Origin of the sequence: Parasaccharibacter apium (assembly GCF_002917995.1) — a bacterium.
Classification (GTDB): Bacteria; Pseudomonadota; Alphaproteobacteria; order Acetobacterales; family Acetobacteraceae; genus Bombella; species Bombella apis.
Genome location: NZ_LMYH01000008.1, coordinates 1 through 19636 on the forward strand (window position 1 = coordinate 1; position 19636 = coordinate 19636).

The window sequence follows — 19636 nt, forward strand, 5'->3', positions numbered from 1 at the left end:
GCGTTACGCGGAGTGCTCATAGATTCACCGGATTTTCTGAGAGGGGACAATTCTGCCCTGCATGTCAGGGGAGAAAGCCTTGGTGCCCAGAAGAAGACTCGAACTTCCACGTCCTTGCGGACACAGGCACCTGAAGCCTGCGCGTCTACCAATTCCGCCATCTGGGCATAAAGCTGTAAGAGAAAGCTGTCTCCGTGAGGAAGCCGCCTCAGCTCTGTTGAAGATGCTTTTACGGCGCAGGAGGGGGGACGTCAATGAGGAAAATGCATCCTTTTGAAAAAAAAACGAATGGAATGATGTCAGGGTGATAATAGGTCCGTTTCGGACTTATTTTGTAAAATGAAAATGACAATCATGCGCATTTTCAGGATGTTATGATGCTCATTAGGTAAGCGGTACTGTCTGGTCTTTTATGGTTGAGCTGTTTAGTGCTGGGGCGATAAGGACCATTCTGCGCTTCACGGTGCAGGCAAGACGGGGATTGATGTCATAATGGCTGAACAGATGCTGCGGTTCGTAAACTGCTCCCAGAAACTCCCGGACAAACGCTCGGCTGCCGAGAGACGGAAGGATTTTGGCGAGATTTACGCCGGGTTCAGCCCTCAGAGGGCGCAGGAGCAGGCGTCACGCTGTTCCCAGTGTGGGATTCCGTACTGCACGGTCCACTGCCCGCTGGGCAATGTCATTCCCGAATGGCTGCGCCTGACGACGGAAGGGCGGCTGAAGGAAGCCTATGAACTTTCCTCCAGCACCAACAGCTTTCCGGAAATCTGTGGCCGCATCTGCCCGCAGGACCGTCTCTGTGAAGGGAATTGCGTCATCCGTCCGGGTTTCAGCAGCGTGACCATCGGGGCCGTGGAGCGGTATGTTACCGAGACGGCCTTTGCGGAAGGCTGGGTCCTGCCCCGTCTGCCCGCCGAGGAAACGGGGCAGAGCGTGGGGATTGTCGGGTCCGGCCCGGCCGGTCTTGCCTGTGCCGAGCGTCTGCGGGCCGCAGGGCATGAGGTGCACGTCTATGAACGGCAGGGAAAACCCGGCGGGCTGCTGATGTACGGGATTCCGGGCTTCAAGCTGGACAAGAGCGTCGTGGAACGTCGCTGGAAGCTGCTGGAGGAACAGGGAATCATCTTCCACCTGGGGCAGTCCGTCGGGCATGGCGATGGTGCTCTGCCTCTGGAGGAACTGCGTCAGCGGCATGATGCCGTGTTTCTGGCCACGGGTGTGTATCGTGCCCGGCAGGTGAAGGGGCCGGGGGCCGGTCTGGCCAACGTGGTGGAGGCCCTTCCTTACCTCAAGGCCTCCCAGACGGAGCATGAGACTGCTGGCCTGACAGCGAAAGGCAAACGTGTCGTGGTGCTGGGGGGCGGTGATACCGCCATGGACTGCGTCCGCACGGCCATCCGGCAGGGGGCGAAGGAGGTGGTCTGCGCCTATCGTCGGGACCGTGACAACATGCCCGGCTCCCGTCAGGAGGTTCTCAATGCGGAGGAAGAGGGAGCCCGCTTTGAGTGGATGCTGACACCGGAGGCCTTCCTTGGCGATGACAGGGTGAAGGCCGTCCGCCTGCGGGAGATGCGCCTCGGGGCAGCTGATGCGGCGGGCCGCCGGGCCGTGGAGCCGACGGAATCCACCCGTGAACTGAAGGCCGATCTGGTCATCTGTGCGCTGGGGTTCGAGCCGGAAGACCTGCCGGTTCTCTGGAACCGGCCCGACCTCGCCGTGACACGGTGGGGCACGCTGGAGGTCTCCGGCAGCGGGCATGAAACCAGCCTGCCGGGTGTCTTTGCCGGTGGGGACATCGTCCGGGGGGCGAGCCTCGTCGTCTGGGCCATCCGGGACGGGCGGGACGCCGCCGATTCCATCATGAACCATCTGTCTGCCGGGGCTGCCCGGACCGCAACATCTGTCGGGGAGTGTGCCTGATGACCACCATGAACGAAACCACGACCATGACATCCGCTCCGGAAACGGCACGGGACTTCGTGAAGGCCTATCAGGCCAATGTTGAACGGCTGGAAGGGCTGTATGACCCGGCGCAGGAGCATGATGCCTGTGGTGTGGGGCTTGTGGCGGCGATGGATGGCAGGCCCAGCCGTGCCGTGGTGCAGGCGGGCATCGAGGCCCTGGGCAACATCTGGCACCGTGGTGCCGTCGATGCTGATGGCAAGACGGGGGACGGGGCTGGCATCCATGTGGAAATCCCGCAGAATTTCTTTGAGGATGCCATCCATAATGCGGGTGACCTGCGGATCGAGGGACGCATCTCCGTCGGGATGGTCTTCCTGCCCCGCACGGACCTGGGAGCGCAGGAACGCTGCCGCCAGATCATCGAGACGGAAATCCTGCGGTTCGGCTACGGCATCTATGGCTGGCGTCAGGTGCCGATTGATACGGCCTGCATTGGCGAGAAGGCCAACGAGACCCGTCCCGAGATTGAGCAGATCATGATCCGCAACACGCTGGGGCGTGATGAGGAAACGCTGGAACGGGACCTCTATGTCATCCGTCGTCGGATCGAGCAGGAGGCGACACGGGCACAGGTGGAGCTGTACATCTGCTCCCTGTCCTGCCGTTCCCTCATCTACAAGGGCATGTTTCTGGCGGAGAACCTGACGGATTTTTACCCGGACCTGCTGGATGAACGGTTTGTCTCCCGTTTTGCCATCTATCACCAGCGTTATTCCACCAACACCTTCCCGAAATGGAAGCTCGCCCAGCCTTTCCGCAAGATCGCCCATAACGGGGAGATCAACACGCTCTCCGGCAACGTCAACTGGATGCGGGCGCATGAGACACGGCTGAGCAGCCCGGTGCTGGATGACTACATGGAGGCCCTCAAGCCTGTCGTGCAGGTGGCGGGGTCCGACACGGCCGCTCTGGACAATGTCTTCGAGCTTCTGACCTTCGCTGGACGGACGGCACCATCGGCCAAGGCCCTGCTGATCCCGGCAGCGGCGGGGGCGAATTCTTCCCTGTCCGCCCGGGCCAAGGCATTCTACCGCTACTGCAATGCCGTCATCGAGCCGTGGGACGGTCCGGCGGCCCTGTGCGGGACGGATGGCCGCTGGATCATCGCCGGTCTGGACAGGGCCGGTCTGCGGCCGCTGCGCTACAGCATCACGAAGGACGGGCTGCTGATCGTCGGGTCCGAGACGGGCATGGTGCGTGTGCCGGATGAGGCCATCGCCCTGCGTGGGCGGCTCGGGCCGGGGCAGACCCTTGCGCTGGACCTTGATGAAGCCCGTTTCTACACGCCGGATGACGTGCTGGACATGCTTATCAACCGGCAGGATTATGAGAGCTGGATCAGGGACGGCATCGAGGATGTCGGGCCGCTGATGGCCCAGGTGATGGAACCGGACGGCATTGACGCCGAGACGCTGCGTCGTCGCCAGCTGGCCGTCAACCTGACCTATGAGGACATGGAGGCCACGCTCCAGCCGATGGTGGAGAATGGCAGCGAGGCTCTGGCCTCCATGGGGGATGACACGCCGCTTCAGGTGCTGTCCCTGCATTATCGGGGGCTGTCCCACTATTTCCGGCAGGGATTCAGCCAGGTGACGAATCCGCCGATCGACAGTCTGCGGGAAACACGGGCCATGAGCCTGGTGACGAGGCTGGGTAATCTGGGCAACATCCTTGCCGAGGAAGCGGGCCAGTGCCAGCTTCTCCAGCTTTCCAGCCCCATCCTGACGAATGGCGAATTCAGCCGTCTTCAGGAGATGTGCGGCAGGCAGGGTGAGGTCATCGACTGTACCTTCCCGCTGGCCGAGGGCGAGGACGGGATGCGGGCGGCCCTGACGCAGATATGCCAGAAGGCCGAGGATGCCGTGCGGGGTGGCTGTGCCCATCTCTTCCTGACCGATGAACACGCCACGGAGGACCGTGTGGCGGTTCCCATGGTGCTGGCCGTGGCGGCCGTGCATGTCCATCTCACCAATCACAGCCTGCGGACCTTCACCTCCGTGAATGTCCGGGCCTCCGATGTGCTGGACGTGCACAGCCTCGCCGTGATGGTCGGAGTGGGGGCCTCCACGGTCAATCCGTGGCTGGCCCAGCAGAGCATTGCCGATCGTCTCCAGCGGGGGCTGTTCGGAAAGATGACCCTGCGGCAGGCCATGGAGCAGTACCGCAAGGCCGTGGACAAGGGGCTGCTCAAGATCATGTCCAAGGCGGGGATTTCGGTCGTTTCGGCCTATCGTGGCGGGTACAATTTCGAGGCGATCGGCCTCTCCCGTGCGCTTGTGGCCGAGTTCTTCCCCGGCATGGCGTCCCGCATTTCGGGCATCGGCCTGCCCGGTATCGCCCGGAACGTCATCAAGGCGCACAGGCAGGCATGGCAGCCCGCCAACGTGTCTCCGCTGCCCATCGGGGGGCGGTACAAGATCCGCCCGGGTGGGGAGGCGCACTCCTTTTCGGCCAGTGCGGTCCACATGCTTCAGACGGCGGTGCAGGCCAACAGCTACAGGCTCTTCCGCCGTTATGCGGACGCTCTGGAGGCGCAGGAGCCGGTCGCCCTGCGTGATCTGCTGGATTTCCGTTCCAGCGCACGGTCCATTGACGTGGATGACGTGGAAGGCATCACCCAGATCCGCCGCAGGCTGGTTGCCCCGGGCATCTCCCTCGGTGCGCTGAGTCCGGAAGCGCATGAGACGCTGGCCATCGCCATGAACCGCATCGGGGCGAAGTCCGATTCCGGCGAGGGAGGCGAGGACCCGGCCCGGGCCACACCACGGCCCAACGGGGACAATGCGTCCTCGGCCATCAAGCAGGTGGCGTCCGGCCGCTTCGGCGTGACGGCGGAATATCTCAACAATTGCCGGGAGCTGGAGATCAAGGTCGCACAGGGGGCCAAGCCGGGTGAGGGAGGCCAGCTTCCGGGCTTCAAGGTCACGGAGCTGATCGCCCGTCTCCGTCATGCCACGCCGGGCGTCACGCTGATCTCGCCGCCGCCGCATCATGACATCTATTCCATCGAGGACCTTGCCCAGCTGATCTACGACCTCAAGCAGATCAATCCGGAGGCGACCGTGACGGTGAAGCTCGTGGCCCGGACGGGCATCGGGACCATCGCCGCCGGTGTGGCCAAGGCCAAGGCTGATGCCATCCTGATCTCCGGCCATTCCGGTGGGACGGGGGCCAGTGCCCAGTCTTCCATCTATTATGCCGGCCTGCCGTGGGAAATGGGGCTGAGCGAGACCCATCAGGTGCTGATGCTCAACCGTCTGCGCCACCGGCTGAAGCTGCGTGTCGATGGTGGAATCAAGACCGGGCGTGACGTGGTGATCGCCGCCATGCTGGGGGCCGAGGAGTTCGGCATCGGTACGGCGGCCCTCGTGGCGATGGGCTGCATCATGGTGCGGCAGTGCCATACCAATACCTGCCCTGTCGGTGTCTGCGTGCAGGATGAGGAGCTGCGGAAGAAGTTCGAGGGCACGCCGGAGAAGGTCATCAACCTGTTCACGCTGATCGCCGAGGATGTCCGCAACATTCTGGCCCGTCTGGGATACCGCTCCCTTGAGGAGATCATCGGCCGGACGGACCTGCTCCATCAGGTCTATCGTGGCTCGGATTATCTGGATGATCTGGACCTCAACGCCCTGCTGGTGCAGGCGGATACGGGCGGCTTTGCCCGTCACTGCACGCTGGAGGGCCGCAATGAGGTCCCGGACACGCTGGATGCACAGATCATCGCTGATGCGCAGCCGCTGTTCGAGCGGCGGGAGAAGCTGCATCTGCACTATATCGTCCGCAACACGCATCGTGCGGTGGGGACGAGGCTGTCATCCCTCATCACCCGTCGCTTCGGCATGGCCAGCCTGCCGGAAGGGCATCTGACGCTCTCCCTGCGTGGGTCTGCCGGTCAGTCCCTTGGGGCCTTCGCCGTACAGGGGCTGCGCATCGAGGTGGAAGGTGATGCCAACGATTATGTCGGCAAGGGGCTCTCCGGGGCCACTCTGGTGCTGCGGCCCAGCAGTGCGACACCCTGCGCCACGGAGAAGAATTCCATCATCGGCAACACGGTGCTTTATGGTGCGACGGCGGGAGCACTCTTTGCCGCCGGGCAGGCCGGGGAACGGTTCGCCGTGCGGAACTCCGGTGCCGTGGCCGTGGTGGAAGGCTGTGGCTCCAATGGCTGCGAATACATGACAGGCGGTACGGTCGCTGTTCTGGGCAAGGCCGGGGACAATTTCGGGGCAGGCTTCACGGGTGGTACGGCCTATGTGCTGGACCGTGATGGCGATTTCCCGAAACGGGTGAATCACGACACGGTCATGTGCCAGCCCGTGACGGCCAGACGGTGGAAAGATGAGCTGCGGGGCCTCGTGGAGCGGCACGAGCGTGAGACGGGCAGTGCCTATGCGGCGGATCTTCTTCACCACTGGGAGGAGGTTCTGCCGAAATTCTGGCATGTCGTGCCGAAGGATTATGCCCGCATCATCGGGTATGAGGAGGCCGATCTCAGAAGCCTGTCAGCCTGACAGGGGCCACCCGGGCAGGGCTGCGGGGCTGGAGGATGGACCGTGACAGAAAAGAGAGTTTTCACAGCCCCCTCGCTTGGCTAGTCTGCAGGGATGATGACATCATTTCTCAAGACACGCTCTTTTGCCCGTCTGCCGGAAGGCAGGCAGGTTTCCGCCCCGGAAGGTGAGGCGGCTGCGCCCGTGGCCGCCCCCCGCTGGGACCTTTCCGACCTCTATGCCTCCCCGGAGGACCCGGCCATTGAGTCGGATTTCGTCCGGCTGGACCATGAGGCCCGGACATTTGAAAGCCGCTGGAAGGGTACGCTGGGCAAGGCCTCTCCGGCCGATCTGGCCCACGCCCTCCAGGGCTATGAGGTGATCGAGGAAGGGCTGGGGAAGATCGGTTCCTATTCCCAGCTTCTCTTTGCAGCCCACACGACCGACCCTGCCTGTGGCCGTTTCGCCCAGAGCGTGCGGGAACGTCTGACCGCCATTTCAGCTTTCCTGTTGTTCTTCCCGCTGGAGCTGAACCGGCTGGATGATGCAGCCCTTGAGAAAGGCTTCAGCGAGAATGCGGAGCTGGCCTCATGGAAGCCTTATCTGCGGGACCTGCGGGTCTTCCGCCCCTATCAGCTTTCCGATGAGGTTGAGCGTGTTCTGATGGACATGGCCGTCTCTGGCCGGAATGCGTGGGTGCGGCTGTTTGACGAGACCATGGCTGGGCTGATGGTCTCCTTCGAGGGGAAAGAGCAGCTGCTGGGCGACGTGTTCAATTACATGACGGACAGCGACCGGAAAAAGCGGGAAGGGGCGGCCAGGGCCATCAGTGCCACGCTGGCAGCCAACAACAAGCTGCTGGTGGGCATCACCAACACGCTGGCCAAGGACAAGGCCACGATTGATACCATGCGGGGTTACCCCCGGCCTGTCAGCAGTCGCAACCGGGCGAACATGGTGGAAGACGAGGTGGTGGATGCGCTGGTGGATGCCGTGCAGTCGTCCTTCTCCCGTCTCTCCCACCGTTATTACGGCATGAAGGCCCGCTGGCTGGGGCTGGACAAGCTGGAACACTGGGACCGCAATGCCCCGCTGCCCGACGTGCAGGACAGGCGGCTGAGCTGGGATGAGGGCAAGGCGATCGTCCAGCGTGCCTATCAGGATTTTGATGAGGAGATGGGCCGCCATGCCAGCACGTTCCTCAACAGCCCGTGGATCGATGCGGCAGCCGTACCGGGCAAGTCTTCCGGGGCGTTTGCCCATCCGGTCGTGCCCTCCGTGCATCCTTACCTGCTGATGAACTATCATGGCCGTCCCCGTGACGTCATGACGCTGGCCCATGAGATGGGGCACGGCATCCATCAGATGCTGGCCGGGAAGAAGCAGGGCTATCTCCGTTCCGACACGCCGCTGACGCTGGCCGAGACGGCCTCTGTCTTCGGGGAGATGCTGACCTTCCAGTCCCTGCTGGATGCGGAGAGCGATCCGAAACGCCGTCATCATCTGCTGGCCTCCAAGGTGGAGGACATGCTGAACACGGTCGTGCGGCAGATCGCCTTCTACCAGTTCGAGGTGCAGGTGCATGATGAACGCCGCAGGGGCGAAATCCCTGCCGAGCGTCTTGGTGAAATCTGGCGGGACGTGCAGACACGCAGCCTTGGCCCGGCCTTCAGCTTCACCCCGGATTATGACCTCTACTGGTCATACATTCCGCATTTCATCCACTCGCCCTTCTATGTGTACGCCTATGCCTTTGGCGACTGTCTGGTGAATGCGCTTTATGGCGTGTATCAGGACAGCCCGGCAGGCTTTGCGGAAAAATACAAGGAGATGCTTGCCGCCGGTGGCACGTTGCGCCATCAGGAGCTGCTCGCACCGTTCGGGCTGAATGCCGGTGATCCGTCCTTCTGGAACCGTGGTCTGGATGTCATTTCCGGGCTGATCGACCAGCTTGAGGCTGAACCGGCTGCATGAGGATGAAAGCCGGCCTGCACGCCATGCAGGCTGGCACACTGCCTGACAGGGCAACAGGTAAGGGTTGAGATCATGGCACGTGAACGTGACATCGACAGGACGGGCTTTGTCGATAACATGCAGCGCATGTTCCGGGCCTCCAGCATGGTGGGGGGTGTTGCGGCCCGCATGGCCGGGCACAAGCTGGGCCTGCGGAGCAACACGACCAGCCATGCGGAGGAGCTGCGGGCCGTTCTGGGCAACCTGAAAGGTCCGATGATGAAGGCTGCCCAGCTTCTCTCGACCATTCCCGGTGCCCTGCCTGATGACTATGCCGAGGAGCTGGCCCATCTCCAGGCCAATGCGCCGCCAATGGGATGGAACTTCGTCCAGCGGCGGATGAGGGCCGAGTTGGGGGCGGGGTGGGAATCCCGCTTCCGGTCTTTCAGCCATGAGGCCGTGGCGGCGGCGTCACTGGGGCAGGTGCATCGTGCGGCTCTGGCCGACGGGCGGGAGGTGGCCTGCAAGCTGCAATATCCCGGCATGGCGGGAGCCATGGAGCAGGACCTCCGGCAGCTGAAGCGGGGTCTGGGCGTGTTCAGCCTCGTGGGCAATGCCATCCGGCAGGATGAGGTCTATGCCGAACTGGCCGAACGGATGCGGGAAGAGCTGGATTACACACGGGAGGCCAGCCACCTGCGGCTCTACAGGCTCATGCTGGCGGACGTGCCGGAAGTTACCGTGCCTGCCCCCGTACCCGGGCTGGTCACGGAACGGCTGCTGACGATGGACTGGGTGGGGGGCCGCTCCATGAAGTCCGTGCTGGAGGAACAGCTCCCGCAGGAAGAGCGCAACGCCATTGCAATTGCGCTGTTCAAGGCTTGGTACAGGCCCGTCTATCATTATGGTGTCGTGCATGGTGACCCGCATATGGGCAATTTCACCGTGCGGCAGGATGGTGGGCTGAACCTGCTGGATTTCGGTTCCGTACGCATTTTCTCGCCCCGGTTTGTCGGTGGTGTCCTGTCTCTCTTCGATGCCCTGCGGGATGGCGATGAGGAACGGGCCTACGAGGCCTATCATGACTGGGGCTTCAGGGACATTTCACGGGAGCGGGCCGCCGTGCTCAATGAGTGGGCACGCTTCTTCTATCGTCCTCTCATGACGGATGAAATCTGCAACGTGGAAGAGAGCAACAACCCGCAGGAGGCCCGCCGGGTGCTGGAGCATGTCTATGACGGGCTGAAGCGCACGGGCGGCATCACTCTGCCACGGGAATTCGTCATGCTGGACCGCTCGGCCATCGGGCTGGGCAGTGCCTTCCTGCGGCTGGGAGCACGGGTGAACTGGCACCGGCTCTTCATGGAGCTGACGCAGGATTTCAATGTGGATGTTCTGGCGGCCCGGCAGAAGGATGCCTTGCGGAAGGCGCAGGTCCAGCCCGCCAGATGAAGGCAAGGCCGGACGGGTGAGCATACCGGTCCGGCCTTGCCTGTCAGGATGGGCAGGGAACTGTCAGCGGAAGAATTTGCTCAGCAGGTTGCCGCCGATTTCCTGGATCACGTCCTGCTGGAGGGCCTTGCCGAAGCTGGCGAAGCCGCTGCTCTGCTCACCGGAGCTTTCGCCCCCGTTTTTCTCGCCGAGATGGCTCACCAGACCGGCCAGCTGGCCGACGAGGTCCCCGGCATGGCCCTGGCCATTCTGGAAGATGGAGGAAATCTGCTGGAGGCTCGCAGCCCATTCCCCGGCCTGTGTGTCGCCATTCTGCGAGGCGTCCTGCATCTGGCCGATCAGCCGGTCAATCAGTTGGAAGGCCTGCTGCGCCGTGTTGCGGAACTGCGTGTAGCTCTGCTCGATCTGTTCGATATCCATAAGGTTCTGACCTTTTTGTGGAAGTGGAGCCTCATAGGGCAGTGAAGAGGCGGTGTGATGGTAAACGACCCTGTAAAAACTGCCAGTCTTTTTATGAGGAATGAACAGCCGGAAACGGGTGGCTCCATTTATTCCGTCAGAGGCATCTTGTGGTGGCAGGAACATGCTCCCATCTAGGGGCCATGGCAGTTTCTTCGTCGTCCCGCAGAAAGAAAAAACCGGTCGCGCCCCGTCAGACGGATTTTTTCCCTGAAAAACAGCCCGCCAAACCGAAGACCAACCGGTTTGTCGTCAAATCGGATTACGAACCCTCCGGGGACCAGCCGCAGGCGATTGCCGCCCTGCTGGACGGGTTGCAGGCCGGGGAGCGGGATCAGGTGCTGATGGGTGTGACAGGGTCGGGCAAGACCTTCACCATGGCCAAGGTGATCGAGGCGGCGCAGCGGCCCACGCTCATCATGGCTCCCAACAAGACCCTGGCGGCCCAGCTCTATAGTGAGATGAAACAGTTCTTTCCCGACAATGCGGTGGAATATTTCGTTTCCTACTATGATTACTATCAGCCGGAAGCCTATGTGCCCCGTTCGGATACCTTCATCGAGAAGGACAGCCAGCGCAACGAGCGCATAGACCGGATGCGCCATGCTGCCACGCAGGCCCTGCTGGAAAGGAACGATGTTATCATCGTGGCCTCCGTGTCCTGCATTTATGGTATCGGCTCGCCCGAATCCTATGCCCGCATGAAAATCCGCCTCGTGCCGGGGGAGATCATCGATCGGGACGACCTGATCCGCCATCTGGTGGAGCTGCAATACCAGCGGAATGATCTGGCCTTCGAGCGTGGGTCATTCCGGGTGCGGGGGGAGCAGGTGGACATTTTCCCCATCCAGAACGAGGACAGGGCGTGGCGTGTCATGCTCTTCGGGGATGAGGTGGAAAGCATCACCGAATTCGACCCGCTGACGGGGGAGAAGACGGCTGATCTGGAAGAGGTCAGCCTCTATGCCAGCTCCCATTATGTGACGCCCCGCCCAACGCTCAATCAGGCGATGGTCAGCATCAAGGATGAACTGCAGGACCGCATCCAGTATTTCAGGGACAAGGGAAAGCCGCTGGAGGAAGAACGCATCCTTCAACGGACCAATTTTGATCTGGAAATGCTGGAAACGACAGGCGTCTGCAAGGGAATTGAGAACTACTCCCGCTATCTTTCAGGTCGCCGTCCCGGTGATCCGCCGCCAACCCTCTTTGAGTATCTGCCGGAAGATGCCCTGCTGATCGTGGATGAAAGCCATGTCGGTGTGCCCCAGATTGGCGGGATGGAACGGGGAGACCGTGCCCGCAAGGAAACGCTGGCAGATTTCGGGTTCCGTCTTCCCTCCTGTCTGGATAACCGGCCCCTGTCTTTTTCGGAGTGGGATGCCTTCCGGCCGCAGAGCATCTTCGTGTCCGCCACGCCGGGGCCGTGGGAGATGGAACAGACGGAAGGCGTGTTTGCCGAGCAGATCATCCGTCCGACCGGCCTGACAGACCCCATCACCATCATCCGACCCGTGGAAGGGCAGGTGGACGACCTGCTGCATGAGGCCAGGGCGACCATTGCCGAGAATGGCCGTGTCCTCGTCACGACCCTGACCAAGCGCATGGCTGAGGACCTGACGGAATATCTTTCCGAACATGGCGTGAAGGTGCGGTATCTCCATTCCGACATTGATACGCTGGAGCGCATGGAGATCATCCGGGACCTGCGGCTGGGGGCCTTTGATGTTCTTGTGGGCATCAACCTGCTGCGGGAAGGGCTGGATATTCCCGAATGTGCCCTTGTGGCGATTCTCGATGCGGACAAGGAAGGCTTCCTGCGGTCCCGCACCTCTCTTGTGCAGACGATCGGCCGAGCCGCTCGCAACGTGAATGGCCGTGTCCTGCTCTATGCGGACAAGGAGACGGACAGCCTGCGTTACGCCATCGAGGAAACGGCCCGCCGCCGGGAAAAGCAGATGGCTTGGAACGAGGCGCACGGCATCACGCCGCAGACGGTCCGCAGCCGCATCAGCGACACGCTCTTTCAGGAAGAGCTGGCGGGCAAGGAAGCTTCGCCGGAGTCTGATCCACAGCTCACCATTGACGATCTGCGCAAGAAAATGCGTGAAGCAGCAGCTGAGCTGGACTTTGAACAGGCCGCCGCCCTGCGGGACGAGATTCACCGGCGGGAGGCCAGTGACATTGGCCTCATTGCTCCGGCCCCGGCAGCTTCGCAGGCCAGACAACGCAAGACGACCAGACGGAAAAAGAAGGACTGACCATGCTGGAACTCAAGAGAGACGGGCAGAGCCTGACCATCCTGCCGGAGACGGGGGCTGCCCTTGGCCAGTGGCAGGTGCAGGGGCATGAGATGCTCCGTCCGGTCGCCAATCCGGCCCTGCGGAACCAGAAGGGCGTGGCCGTGGGGGCCTATCCTCTGCTGCCCTATGTCAACAGGATTGCAGACGGCCATTTTGCCTTCGGGGGAGAGGAGCACAGGCTTGTCCCCAACATGGGGGGCTGCCCGCATCCCATCCATGGCAATGGCTGGGAGCATGAATGGCAGGTGGCGCACAGAACGGACAGTCACGCCATCCTGACTTTCGATCACACGCCTTCTGATGATGAAGCCGGTCGGGGGGAATGGCCCTATGCCTATCGGGCCGTCATGTCCTACGAGCTGCGGGCGGACGGGCTGCATGTCTCCATCGTGATCCGGAACAGCGATACGGTCGATCAGCCGGTCGGTCTGGGGTTCCATCCTTTCTTCCATTCGGAGGCCAAATCCCGCCTGAAATTCGCAGCGGACTCGGTCTGGCTGACGGACGGTCACGGCCTGCCGACCGAAAAAAAATCCTGCGAAGGTGAGTGGGATTTTTCGAAAGGGCAGGCCCTTGAGGAGCTGAAGCTGGATAACGGGTTTGCCGGGTTTGCCGGTCAGGTCCGGCTGGAGCAGCCCGGGGGTCTGCCAGACCTGACGGTGGAAGCGGACCGGATTTTCTTGCATCTGGTGGTCTTCTCCCAGCCGGAGGAGGGCTATGTGGCCATCGAGCCGGTCACGAGCATGACGGATGCCCTCAACAGGCCGGAGATCGCCGGGCGTGGCGTGCATGTGCTGGCACCGGGGCAGAGCCTTGGTGGCATGATCCGCTTCCGTGCTGATGTCTCACGTCGTCCGGCGGAAGGCTGACGCCGCATGGCCGCCGAGAAGATTGCCCTGCACCGTTATCTTTCCCCACAGGGTGCGGCCCGGATGCGGGCTGAGCTGAAAGAGCTGACCCAGAAGGAGCGGCCGCAGGTCGTGGAGGTCGTCTCATGGGCGGCGAGTAATGGCGACCGTTCGGAGAATGCGGACTACCAGTATGGCAAACGCCGCCTGCGGGAGATCGACCGGCGCATCCGCTTCCTGACGAAACGGCTGGATCAGGCCGTGATTGTGGACCCGGCAGCCCAGACCAACCGGAACCGTGTCTTCTTCGGCGCCACCGTCTGCTATGCGGATGAGGAGGACCGTCATTATACCGTGACGATTCTTGGCGTGGATGAGTCCCGGCTGGAGCATGGGGAGGTCAGCCTGCAGGCTCCGGTGGCCCGTGCTCTCATGAAAGCGGCCGTGCATGACGAGGTCACCATGCAGACACCATCCGGCCCCGTCCTTGTGGAAGTGCTGTCCATCGCCTATCCAGACCCGGCCTGATATGGTGGGGGCCTGAAAGAAACCGTTCGGTCCTGAACTGCTTTTGCGGAGTTATTCTTATGGTCCAGTCCTCTTCCTCCCGGCGGCGTGTTGCCGTGCAGATGGACCCGCTGGAAGACATCAACATCGATGGTGATTCCACCTTTGCCCTGATGCTGGAAGCCCAGCGTCGTGGGCACGAGCTGCATGTCTATCACCCCACCACCCTGTCCCTGCTGGAAGGAAAGGGCACGGCAGGCCGTCTTCAGGCCCGGAGCCGCAGGGTGACCGTACAGCGGAAGAAAGGCGATCATGCTGCCTTTGGCCCGGAGGAGGTTCTGGACATCGGCTCATGTGATGTCGTGCTCATGCGGCAGGACCCGCCTTTCGACATGGGCTACATCACGGCCACCCACATGCTGGAGCATGTTCATGGCACGGGCGAGGGGCAGGCCCTCGTGGTGAATGATCCGGTCTCCGTACGCAATGCACCGGAGAAGCTGCTGGTCACGCATTTTCCCCAGCTCATGCCGCCAACGCTGGTGACGTGGGACCGGGAGGCGATTGCCGCTTTCCGGCAGAAGCACAGGGACATCATCCTGAAGCCGCTTTATGGCAATGGCGGAGCGGGCATCTTCCGGGTGAAGGAGGATGACGAGAATTTCTCCTCCCTGCTGGAGATGCACTTCTCCCGCTCCCGTGAACCGCTGATGGTGCAGCGTTATGAGCCTGCCGTGCGGCTGGGGGACAAGCGCATCATCCTTGTGGATGGCGAGCCGATCGGGGCAATCAACCGTGTTCCTGCGCAGGGTGATGCCCGGTCCAACATGCATGTCGGCGGCCGTGCCGAGCGTGTGGAACTGACGGACCGTGACAGGGAAATCTGCCGGACCATTGGTCCGTACCTGAAGGAACATGGCCTCATTTTCACGGGGATTGACGTGATCGGGAACTGGCTGACGGAGATCAACGTCACCTCCCCGACGGGCCTACAGGAACTGGACCGTTTTGATGGCATCAACAGTGCCGGGATGATCTGGGACTGCATCGAGGCCCGTCTTTCCTGAAAGGAAACATGGAAGCGGCCTGGCCCTATGGTCAGGCCTTTCACCTGTTTGGTGTCTGGTCCGTTTTCCGTGTTACGGTCTCGTGGGGAGGCTCTTCCGGTGATGTGGAGCCGTCCTCTGTCCTGGCATCTTTTTCAGGGTCGGAAGGATAGAGATTGTCCCGGAATGGAATGGGTACGCCATCAGAGAAATATCCATTTTCCACCTTCAGGTCCCTGGCTGGTCTGTCCCGGCTGAACCTGTTGATGAGCCATGGAAACAGTCTTTCATGGTAATAGACGACATAAAGGGCCACCCAGAAAAACAGGCAGAGAAGGGCCAATATGAGATCGAGATGCTTCATCGTGTGATCCAGTCATGAGTTCTGGTTCTGTTCTGGACAGGTAGACCAAATTTTTTCGCATAATATCGTCAGAATACCTTGTCAGCCAAGGGCGTTGGGGGGCAAGAAAGGGGCGGACTGATCGGTATCAGTAGCGATAATGCTCCCCGCTTTGTTGGGGGCAGACAGTTGAGGCTGCATTTTCATGGTGTCTTCCCTTAAACCCCGTTCTTCCCTCGATGCTGACAGCGTACGTGATGCCTATCGCCGTTGGGCCCGCATGTACGACAAGGTTTTTGGCGGTGTATCTGCTTTCGGGCGACGGCGGGCCGTGGCGGCTGTCAATGCGCTTCCGGGCACGCGTGTGCTGGAGGTGGGAGTTGGAACCGGGCTGGCCCTTCCTTCCTACAGGTCCGACAAACGCATTACAGGAATCGACCTCTCGGAAGACATGCTGGCCCTTGCCCGGGAGCGTGTGAAGAGGGAAGGTCTCCGTAATGTTGATGAACTTATGGTGATGGACGCCGAACATACCACCTTTGCCGATAACAGCTTTGATATCGCCGTCGGCATGTTCGTGGCCTCTGTCGTGCCTCATCCGGACCTGCTTCTGGCAGAGTTGAAGAGGGTGGTGAAACCGGGGGGACACATCCTTTTTGTCAACCATTTCCTTGCCCGTGGGGGCCTTCGGCTGAAGGTGGAGAAGGTCATGGCCCGGGCCTCCCGTGCGCTGGGCTGGCATCCTGATTTTGCCATTGAATCCCTGCTTCCACCGGAGGATATGGCCCGGGCGACCATCGTGCCCGTCCCTCCGGCGGGTCTGTTCACCCTCGTGACATTGCCGCCTGAGAAGACTAAGTAGGGGAAATCCATCTGCCTTCGAGAAAGGCAGATGTTTCATGGTGGCAACAGGCTGGCGGAATAGAGTGACTTCAAGGCCGTTATTTCAGACAGTATCTTCATCCCGTCATGGGAGAAGCGGTGGGGCGTTTTTTCTGCTGGCGTTGTTTGCTGGCATGTTGGGGGGCGCCATGGGGTTGCCTTTCCTGCATGTGCATCCGTCTCCTGGTGTCGTTGTGTCCCATGCCGTGCTGATGACATTTTATGTTGTATGCCCGGCTTTTCTGGGCGGGATGGCCCGCTGGTTCCTGCCGGACCTGCTGAAAGGCGAGGGCATGGCTCTGCCGTTTGCGGTCCGTACCGGTTTTGGCGTGCTGGCTGTAGGTGCCTTTCTGCTGCCGGTCATGCCGTTTGTCGGGCTGGCTCTCTGGAGCATTGGCGTGCTGGCGCTGGCTTTCAATGTGCTGGCCACGGTTCTGGAGATGCGGTCCATCCCCTTCCGTGATTTTCCGCCGCTGGTCTGGGCGTTTCTGGCCAATGCTCTGTCTGTGCTCATCATCGCTCCCGTTCTGCTGGCTTTTCTGCTGCGGAGTGGTCTGGCTGGTGCCGGGCCGGAAGCCCTTCTGACGGTTCTGCGTGGCAGTGTGGAAATGACCCTGCTGAGCGTGCCTTCGCTTGGCATCATCATGGCTGCTCTTCTGCCCGGGCAGAAGGAGCAGGGGTGGGTACCCCGCTGTGCTCCCCATGCGTTTGGCGTCATGGGTGTGGTGCCTGTTCTGCTCTGGGCTGACCATCTCTTCGGCGGGCTTCCGTCATCGGTTTACAGTGCTGGATTGAGCATCGGGCTAGGGGTTCCCTGTCTGGTTCTTCTCGTAGCCTTTGCCAAGGATATATGGCGTACTGCCCTGCCATCGGGGCCAGTGGCGGCCTGGGCTTCCGGTGGGCTTGTATCGCTGCTCGCTGGCTGGGCCGCCATGCTGACCGAACCAGTCTGGGGCATACAGGGGGTGCCGCCGGGGGCCTTCGTTCTGGGGGCGGCAGGGCATCAGCTTGTGATGTTCGGCAGCCTTCTTGCTCTCAGTGCAGCTTTCTATGGCTGGTGCGGGGCCAGACTGGCACGGTGGGGGCGATCTTTTTCCATTTTTGGCATGATTCATGCTTTCATCACGTTTGTCGGGGCGCTCTGTTCCATTCTGCCGCAGCTGATCGTGCCTGCCGTGCTGTTGATGGGCTGCAGCCTGCTCATGTTCGCCCTGTCTGCCGGAATGGTCTGGTATGGCCTGCTGGTAGAGCGGACCCAAGGGACAATGGGGCTTTTTCCTGAAGAGTAAGGTGTTTTTCCATGCAGGCATCATCCGGTCTTTCGGCCTCTCCACTGGCCCGTTTTCTGGGGGCGCTGCGTGTCGAGGGACATGCTGGTGATACGGCTCTGCAAGATTGGGTGGCGCTGCTCAAACCACGAGTGATTTCACTTGTGGTCTTCACCGGGTTGGCGGGCATGGCCGTAGCGCCGAAATGGCCGTCCGTACCTGTCGGGCTGGTTATCATTGCCTGCATCTGCATCGGGGCCGGTGCGGCGGGTGCCATCAACATGTGGTATGATCGTGACATTGATGCGATCATGAAGCGAACCCGCGTTCGTCCTGTTCCCGGAGGGCGGGTCGAACCAACGAGTGCGTTGGTTTATGCGGTTGTGCTGTCGGTAGCCTCCGTTGTGCTGCTCTGGTTGGCGACCAACCTGCTGGCGGCAGGGATTCTGGCTTTTTCCATCTTTTTTTATGGTGTGATCTACACCATGTGGCTCAAGCGCAGCACGCCGCAGAACATCGTGATTGGCGGCGCAGCCGGAGCTTTCCCCCCCATGATCGGTTGGGCAGCGACGATGGGATCGCTGGACGTGCTGCCGGTGGTGATGTTCGCCATCGTCTTTCTGTGGACGCCTCCGCATTTCTGGTCGCTCTCTCTTTATGCGTGCAAGGATTACGAGAGTGCGGGCATCCCCATGCTGCCAGTCGTGAAGGGCGCACGCCATACACGCTGGCAGATCGTCATCTACACTTTCATTCTGGGGGCCGTGTCTCTCGTGCCGAGCGTGGTCGGGCAGTGTGGCTGGTTCTACACGGTCTGTGCCAGCCTGCTGGACCTCGGTTTCATCTATTACGGCCTGCGGGTCCTGTTCGACAGACAGGATGAGAAGGGGAACAGCCTGACGAAAGATAAACCGGCCCGTCATGCGTTTCGCTATTCACTAGCCTATCTGTTCTTCCTCTTCTGTGGCCTTCTGATTGACAGGGTTCTTCTGGCATGAGCGATCATAACACTCCTTCCCGCCGCCAGGGCCGTCTCTTCGGCATCGTTCTCGGGCTTTCCTTTTTCACGCTGGCCCTGTTCGTGGTGGCTTTGTACCGACTGTGACGTCTTCTCGTAGATGGGAAAGAAAACCCCGCCTGCCTGTCCATGAAAGGTTCAGGCAAGCGGGGTTTTTTCATTCAGGTGAGGGCGGCTGAGAGGCAGGGTGGCTGCCTCTCGCCCAGGGGAGTGGTCACCCGGCCTGCTGGATGGCGGAGAGGATCCAGTTGCCCCGGCCATCGGCACGGAGGAAGGTCCAGAGTTCCGTGATGGTCTGGCGTTCGGTTTTGCTGCCGTCCAGAACATTGCCCATGCTGTCGGTCGTGACATCAATGGCGGAATATTGCAGGGCCACGGTGGCGTAGGTGATTGTGCCTTCCCGCCAGGCTTCGGCAAGGTCACCCCGCAGGAACTGGATATCAGAGACGATGTTGCGGGCACCACGGCTTGTCAGCTCGGAAAGCTGGTTGTTGAAGTAACTGACCATTTCAGGCGTCGCCATGCGCTGGAGGGACATCATGTCCTGTGCGCTCCAGGCAGCCTGTACGTTTATCAGCAACTGCTGGAAGGTGCTGTAATCATCAGGCGTCAGGGTCACGCCCTGCGAAGGAGCCTGCTGCGGCTGGCTGGTGAAGGGGGAGGAAGCGCCACCGGCTGCACCAAACAGGCCAGAGCCACCTGCATTGCTGGACATGGTGTTGTTGGAAGACCGTTTCCGCCAGAGTTTGATGAGGAAATTGATGATGAAGGCAACGACCAGCACCTGAATGAGGAAGCCGAAGAAGGACCCGCCGCCCCCGCTGAAACCGCTGAAGAAGCCATGCCCGCTCAGCATTCCGAACAGCCCGGCCCCAAGGAAGCCACCAGCCAGCCCGGTCAGAAAGGGGTGCCGCATGGCAAAGGGTGGTCGCATGCTGTTGCCGAAGTTTGGCCGACTGAAGCCGCTCTCCGGTGCCGGAGAGGCATAGGACGGCGTGCGGGGCGTCATGCTGCGGTCCATGGGCCGGGTCCAGTTGGGGGTGAGGCTGGTGCGGGGCGGGGGGCTATAGGTGCGGGAGCCCCGGCTGCCCAGGGA

General features: G+C 61.4%; 14 protein-coding genes and 1 tRNA gene. 11 read left to right on the top strand and 4 right to left on the bottom strand.

The annotated features are described in order from the left end of the window. Positions 1-80: 80 nt before the first annotated feature. A tRNA-Leu gene (locus ASO19_RS03770) sits at positions 81-167 on the bottom strand. 325 nt (positions 168-492) lie between these two features. Here ASO19_RS03770 and ASO19_RS03775 point away from each other — a divergent pair. The 4 genes from ASO19_RS03775 (at position 493) to ASO19_RS03790 (ending at position 9866) form a co-directional block, all read left to right on the top strand. Further along, positions 493-1923: an NAD(P)-dependent oxidoreductase gene (locus ASO19_RS03775; protein ID WP_103765427.1), complete on the top strand. Its 1431-nt coding sequence runs from the start codon at positions 493-495 to the stop codon at positions 1921-1923. A gap of 8 nt (positions 1924-1931) precedes the next feature. Next, complete coding sequence (gene gltB / locus ASO19_RS03780) at positions 1932-6482, top strand: glutamate synthase large subunit (RefSeq protein WP_258036078.1); 4551 nt, start codon at positions 1932-1934, stop codon at positions 6480-6482. Positions 6483-6575: 93 nt separating this feature from the next. Next, positions 6576-8435: a M3 family oligoendopeptidase gene (locus ASO19_RS03785; protein ID WP_258036070.1), complete on the top strand. Its 1860-nt coding sequence runs from the start codon at positions 6576-6578 to the stop codon at positions 8433-8435. A gap of 72 nt (positions 8436-8507) precedes the next feature. Further along, complete coding sequence (locus tag ASO19_RS03790; RefSeq protein WP_043560600.1) at positions 8508-9866, top strand: ABC1 kinase family protein; 1359 nt, start codon at positions 8508-8510, stop codon at positions 9864-9866. A gap of 63 nt (positions 9867-9929) precedes the next feature. Here the strand turns inward: ASO19_RS03790 and ASO19_RS03795 are convergent, their stop codons facing one another. Next, a complete protein-coding gene (locus ASO19_RS03795; protein WP_086431097.1) occupies positions 9930-10286 on the bottom strand; it encodes a hypothetical protein in 357 nt (118 codons plus the stop codon). Positions 10287-10468: 182 nt separating this feature from the next. Here ASO19_RS03795 and uvrB point away from each other — a divergent pair, with 182 nt between their 5' ends. Genes uvrB through gshB form a run of 4 tightly spaced genes read left to right on the top strand, consistent with a single transcriptional unit; the run spans position 10469 to position 15050 of the window. After that, positions 10469-12586: an excinuclease ABC subunit UvrB gene (gene uvrB / locus ASO19_RS03800; protein ID WP_103765429.1), complete on the top strand. Its 2118-nt coding sequence runs from the start codon at positions 10469-10471 to the stop codon at positions 12584-12586. 2 nt (positions 12587-12588) lie between these two features. Beyond that, on the top strand, positions 12589-13497 hold the full coding sequence (locus tag ASO19_RS03805; RefSeq protein WP_103765430.1) for an aldose 1-epimerase: 909 nt from the start codon (positions 12589-12591) through the stop codon (positions 13495-13497). A gap of 6 nt (positions 13498-13503) precedes the next feature. Then, a complete protein-coding gene (greB, locus tag ASO19_RS03810; RefSeq protein ID WP_043560592.1) occupies positions 13504-14004 on the top strand; it encodes a transcription elongation factor GreB in 501 nt (166 codons plus the stop codon). A gap of 59 nt (positions 14005-14063) precedes the next feature. Next, positions 14064-15050, top strand: a complete 987-nt coding sequence (gene gshB, locus ASO19_RS03815) for a glutathione synthase (RefSeq protein ID WP_081563030.1) — start codon at positions 14064-14066, stop codon at positions 15048-15050. A gap of 40 nt (positions 15051-15090) precedes the next feature. Here the strand turns inward: gshB and ASO19_RS03820 are convergent, their stop codons facing one another. Beyond that, the gene (locus ASO19_RS03820) at positions 15091-15393 is read right to left on the bottom strand and encodes a hypothetical protein (RefSeq protein ID WP_103765431.1); all 303 of its coding nucleotides are present in this window, start codon (positions 15391-15393) and stop codon (positions 15091-15093) included. A 184-nt stretch (positions 15394-15577) separates the two neighbouring features. On the opposite strand from ASO19_RS03820, the gene ASO19_RS03825 reads away from it, so the two are divergent. From ASO19_RS03825 to ASO19_RS03835, 3 genes are all read left to right on the top strand, one after another. Next, positions 15578-16234 (top strand): class I SAM-dependent methyltransferase, encoded by a 657-nt coding sequence (locus tag ASO19_RS03825; RefSeq protein WP_103765432.1) that lies wholly within the window; start codon positions 15578-15580, stop codon positions 16232-16234. A 169-nt stretch (positions 16235-16403) separates the two neighbouring features. Beyond that, positions 16404-17543: a heme-copper oxidase family protein gene (locus ASO19_RS03830; protein WP_103791299.1), complete on the top strand. Its 1140-nt coding sequence runs from the start codon at positions 16404-16406 to the stop codon at positions 17541-17543. An 11-nt stretch (positions 17544-17554) separates the two neighbouring features. Continuing rightward, on the top strand, positions 17555-18520 hold the full coding sequence (locus ASO19_RS03835; protein WP_103765434.1) for a heme o synthase: 966 nt from the start codon (positions 17555-17557) through the stop codon (positions 18518-18520). Positions 18521-18754: 234 nt separating this feature from the next. Here ASO19_RS03835 and ASO19_RS03840 read toward each other — a convergent pair. Further along, the coding region (locus ASO19_RS03840; RefSeq protein ID WP_103765437.1) for a Tim44 domain-containing protein at positions 18755-19636 on the bottom strand (882 nt) is incomplete at its 5' end.

Bases quoted from the DNA above. Each gene is read 5' to 3' on its own strand.
- ASO19_RS03775 (WP_103765427.1), top strand. From the start codon at position 493: ATGGCTGAACAGATGCTGCGGTTCGTAAACTGCTCCCAGAAACTCCCG.
- gltB (WP_258036078.1), top strand. From the start codon at position 1,932: ATGAACGAAACCACGACCATGACATCCGCTCCGGAAACGGCACGGGAC.
- ASO19_RS03785 (WP_258036070.1), top strand. From the start codon at position 6,576: ATGATGACATCATTTCTCAAGACACGCTCTTTTGCCCGTCTGCCGGAA.
- ASO19_RS03790 (WP_043560600.1), top strand. From the start codon at position 8,508: ATGGCACGTGAACGTGACATCGACAGGACGGGCTTTGTCGATAACATG.
- ASO19_RS03795 (WP_086431097.1), bottom strand. From the start codon at position 10,286: ATGGATATCGAACAGATCGAGCAGAGCTACACGCAGTTCCGCAACACG.
- uvrB (WP_103765429.1), top strand. From the start codon at position 10,469: ATGGCAGTTTCTTCGTCGTCCCGCAGAAAGAAAAAACCGGTCGCGCCC.
- ASO19_RS03805 (WP_103765430.1), top strand. From the start codon at position 12,589: ATGCTGGAACTCAAGAGAGACGGGCAGAGCCTGACCATCCTGCCGGAG.
- greB (WP_043560592.1), top strand. From the start codon at position 13,504: ATGGCCGCCGAGAAGATTGCCCTGCACCGTTATCTTTCCCCACAGGGT.
- gshB (WP_081563030.1), top strand. From the start codon at position 14,064: ATGGTCCAGTCCTCTTCCTCCCGGCGGCGTGTTGCCGTGCAGATGGAC.
- ASO19_RS03820 (WP_103765431.1), bottom strand. From the start codon at position 15,393: ATGAAGCATCTCGATCTCATATTGGCCCTTCTCTGCCTGTTTTTCTGG.
- ASO19_RS03825 (WP_103765432.1), top strand. From the start codon at position 15,578: ATGGTGTCTTCCCTTAAACCCCGTTCTTCCCTCGATGCTGACAGCGTA.
- ASO19_RS03830 (WP_103791299.1), top strand. From the start codon at position 16,404: ATGGGGTTGCCTTTCCTGCATGTGCATCCGTCTCCTGGTGTCGTTGTG.
- ASO19_RS03835 (WP_103765434.1), top strand. From the start codon at position 17,555: ATGCAGGCATCATCCGGTCTTTCGGCCTCTCCACTGGCCCGTTTTCTG.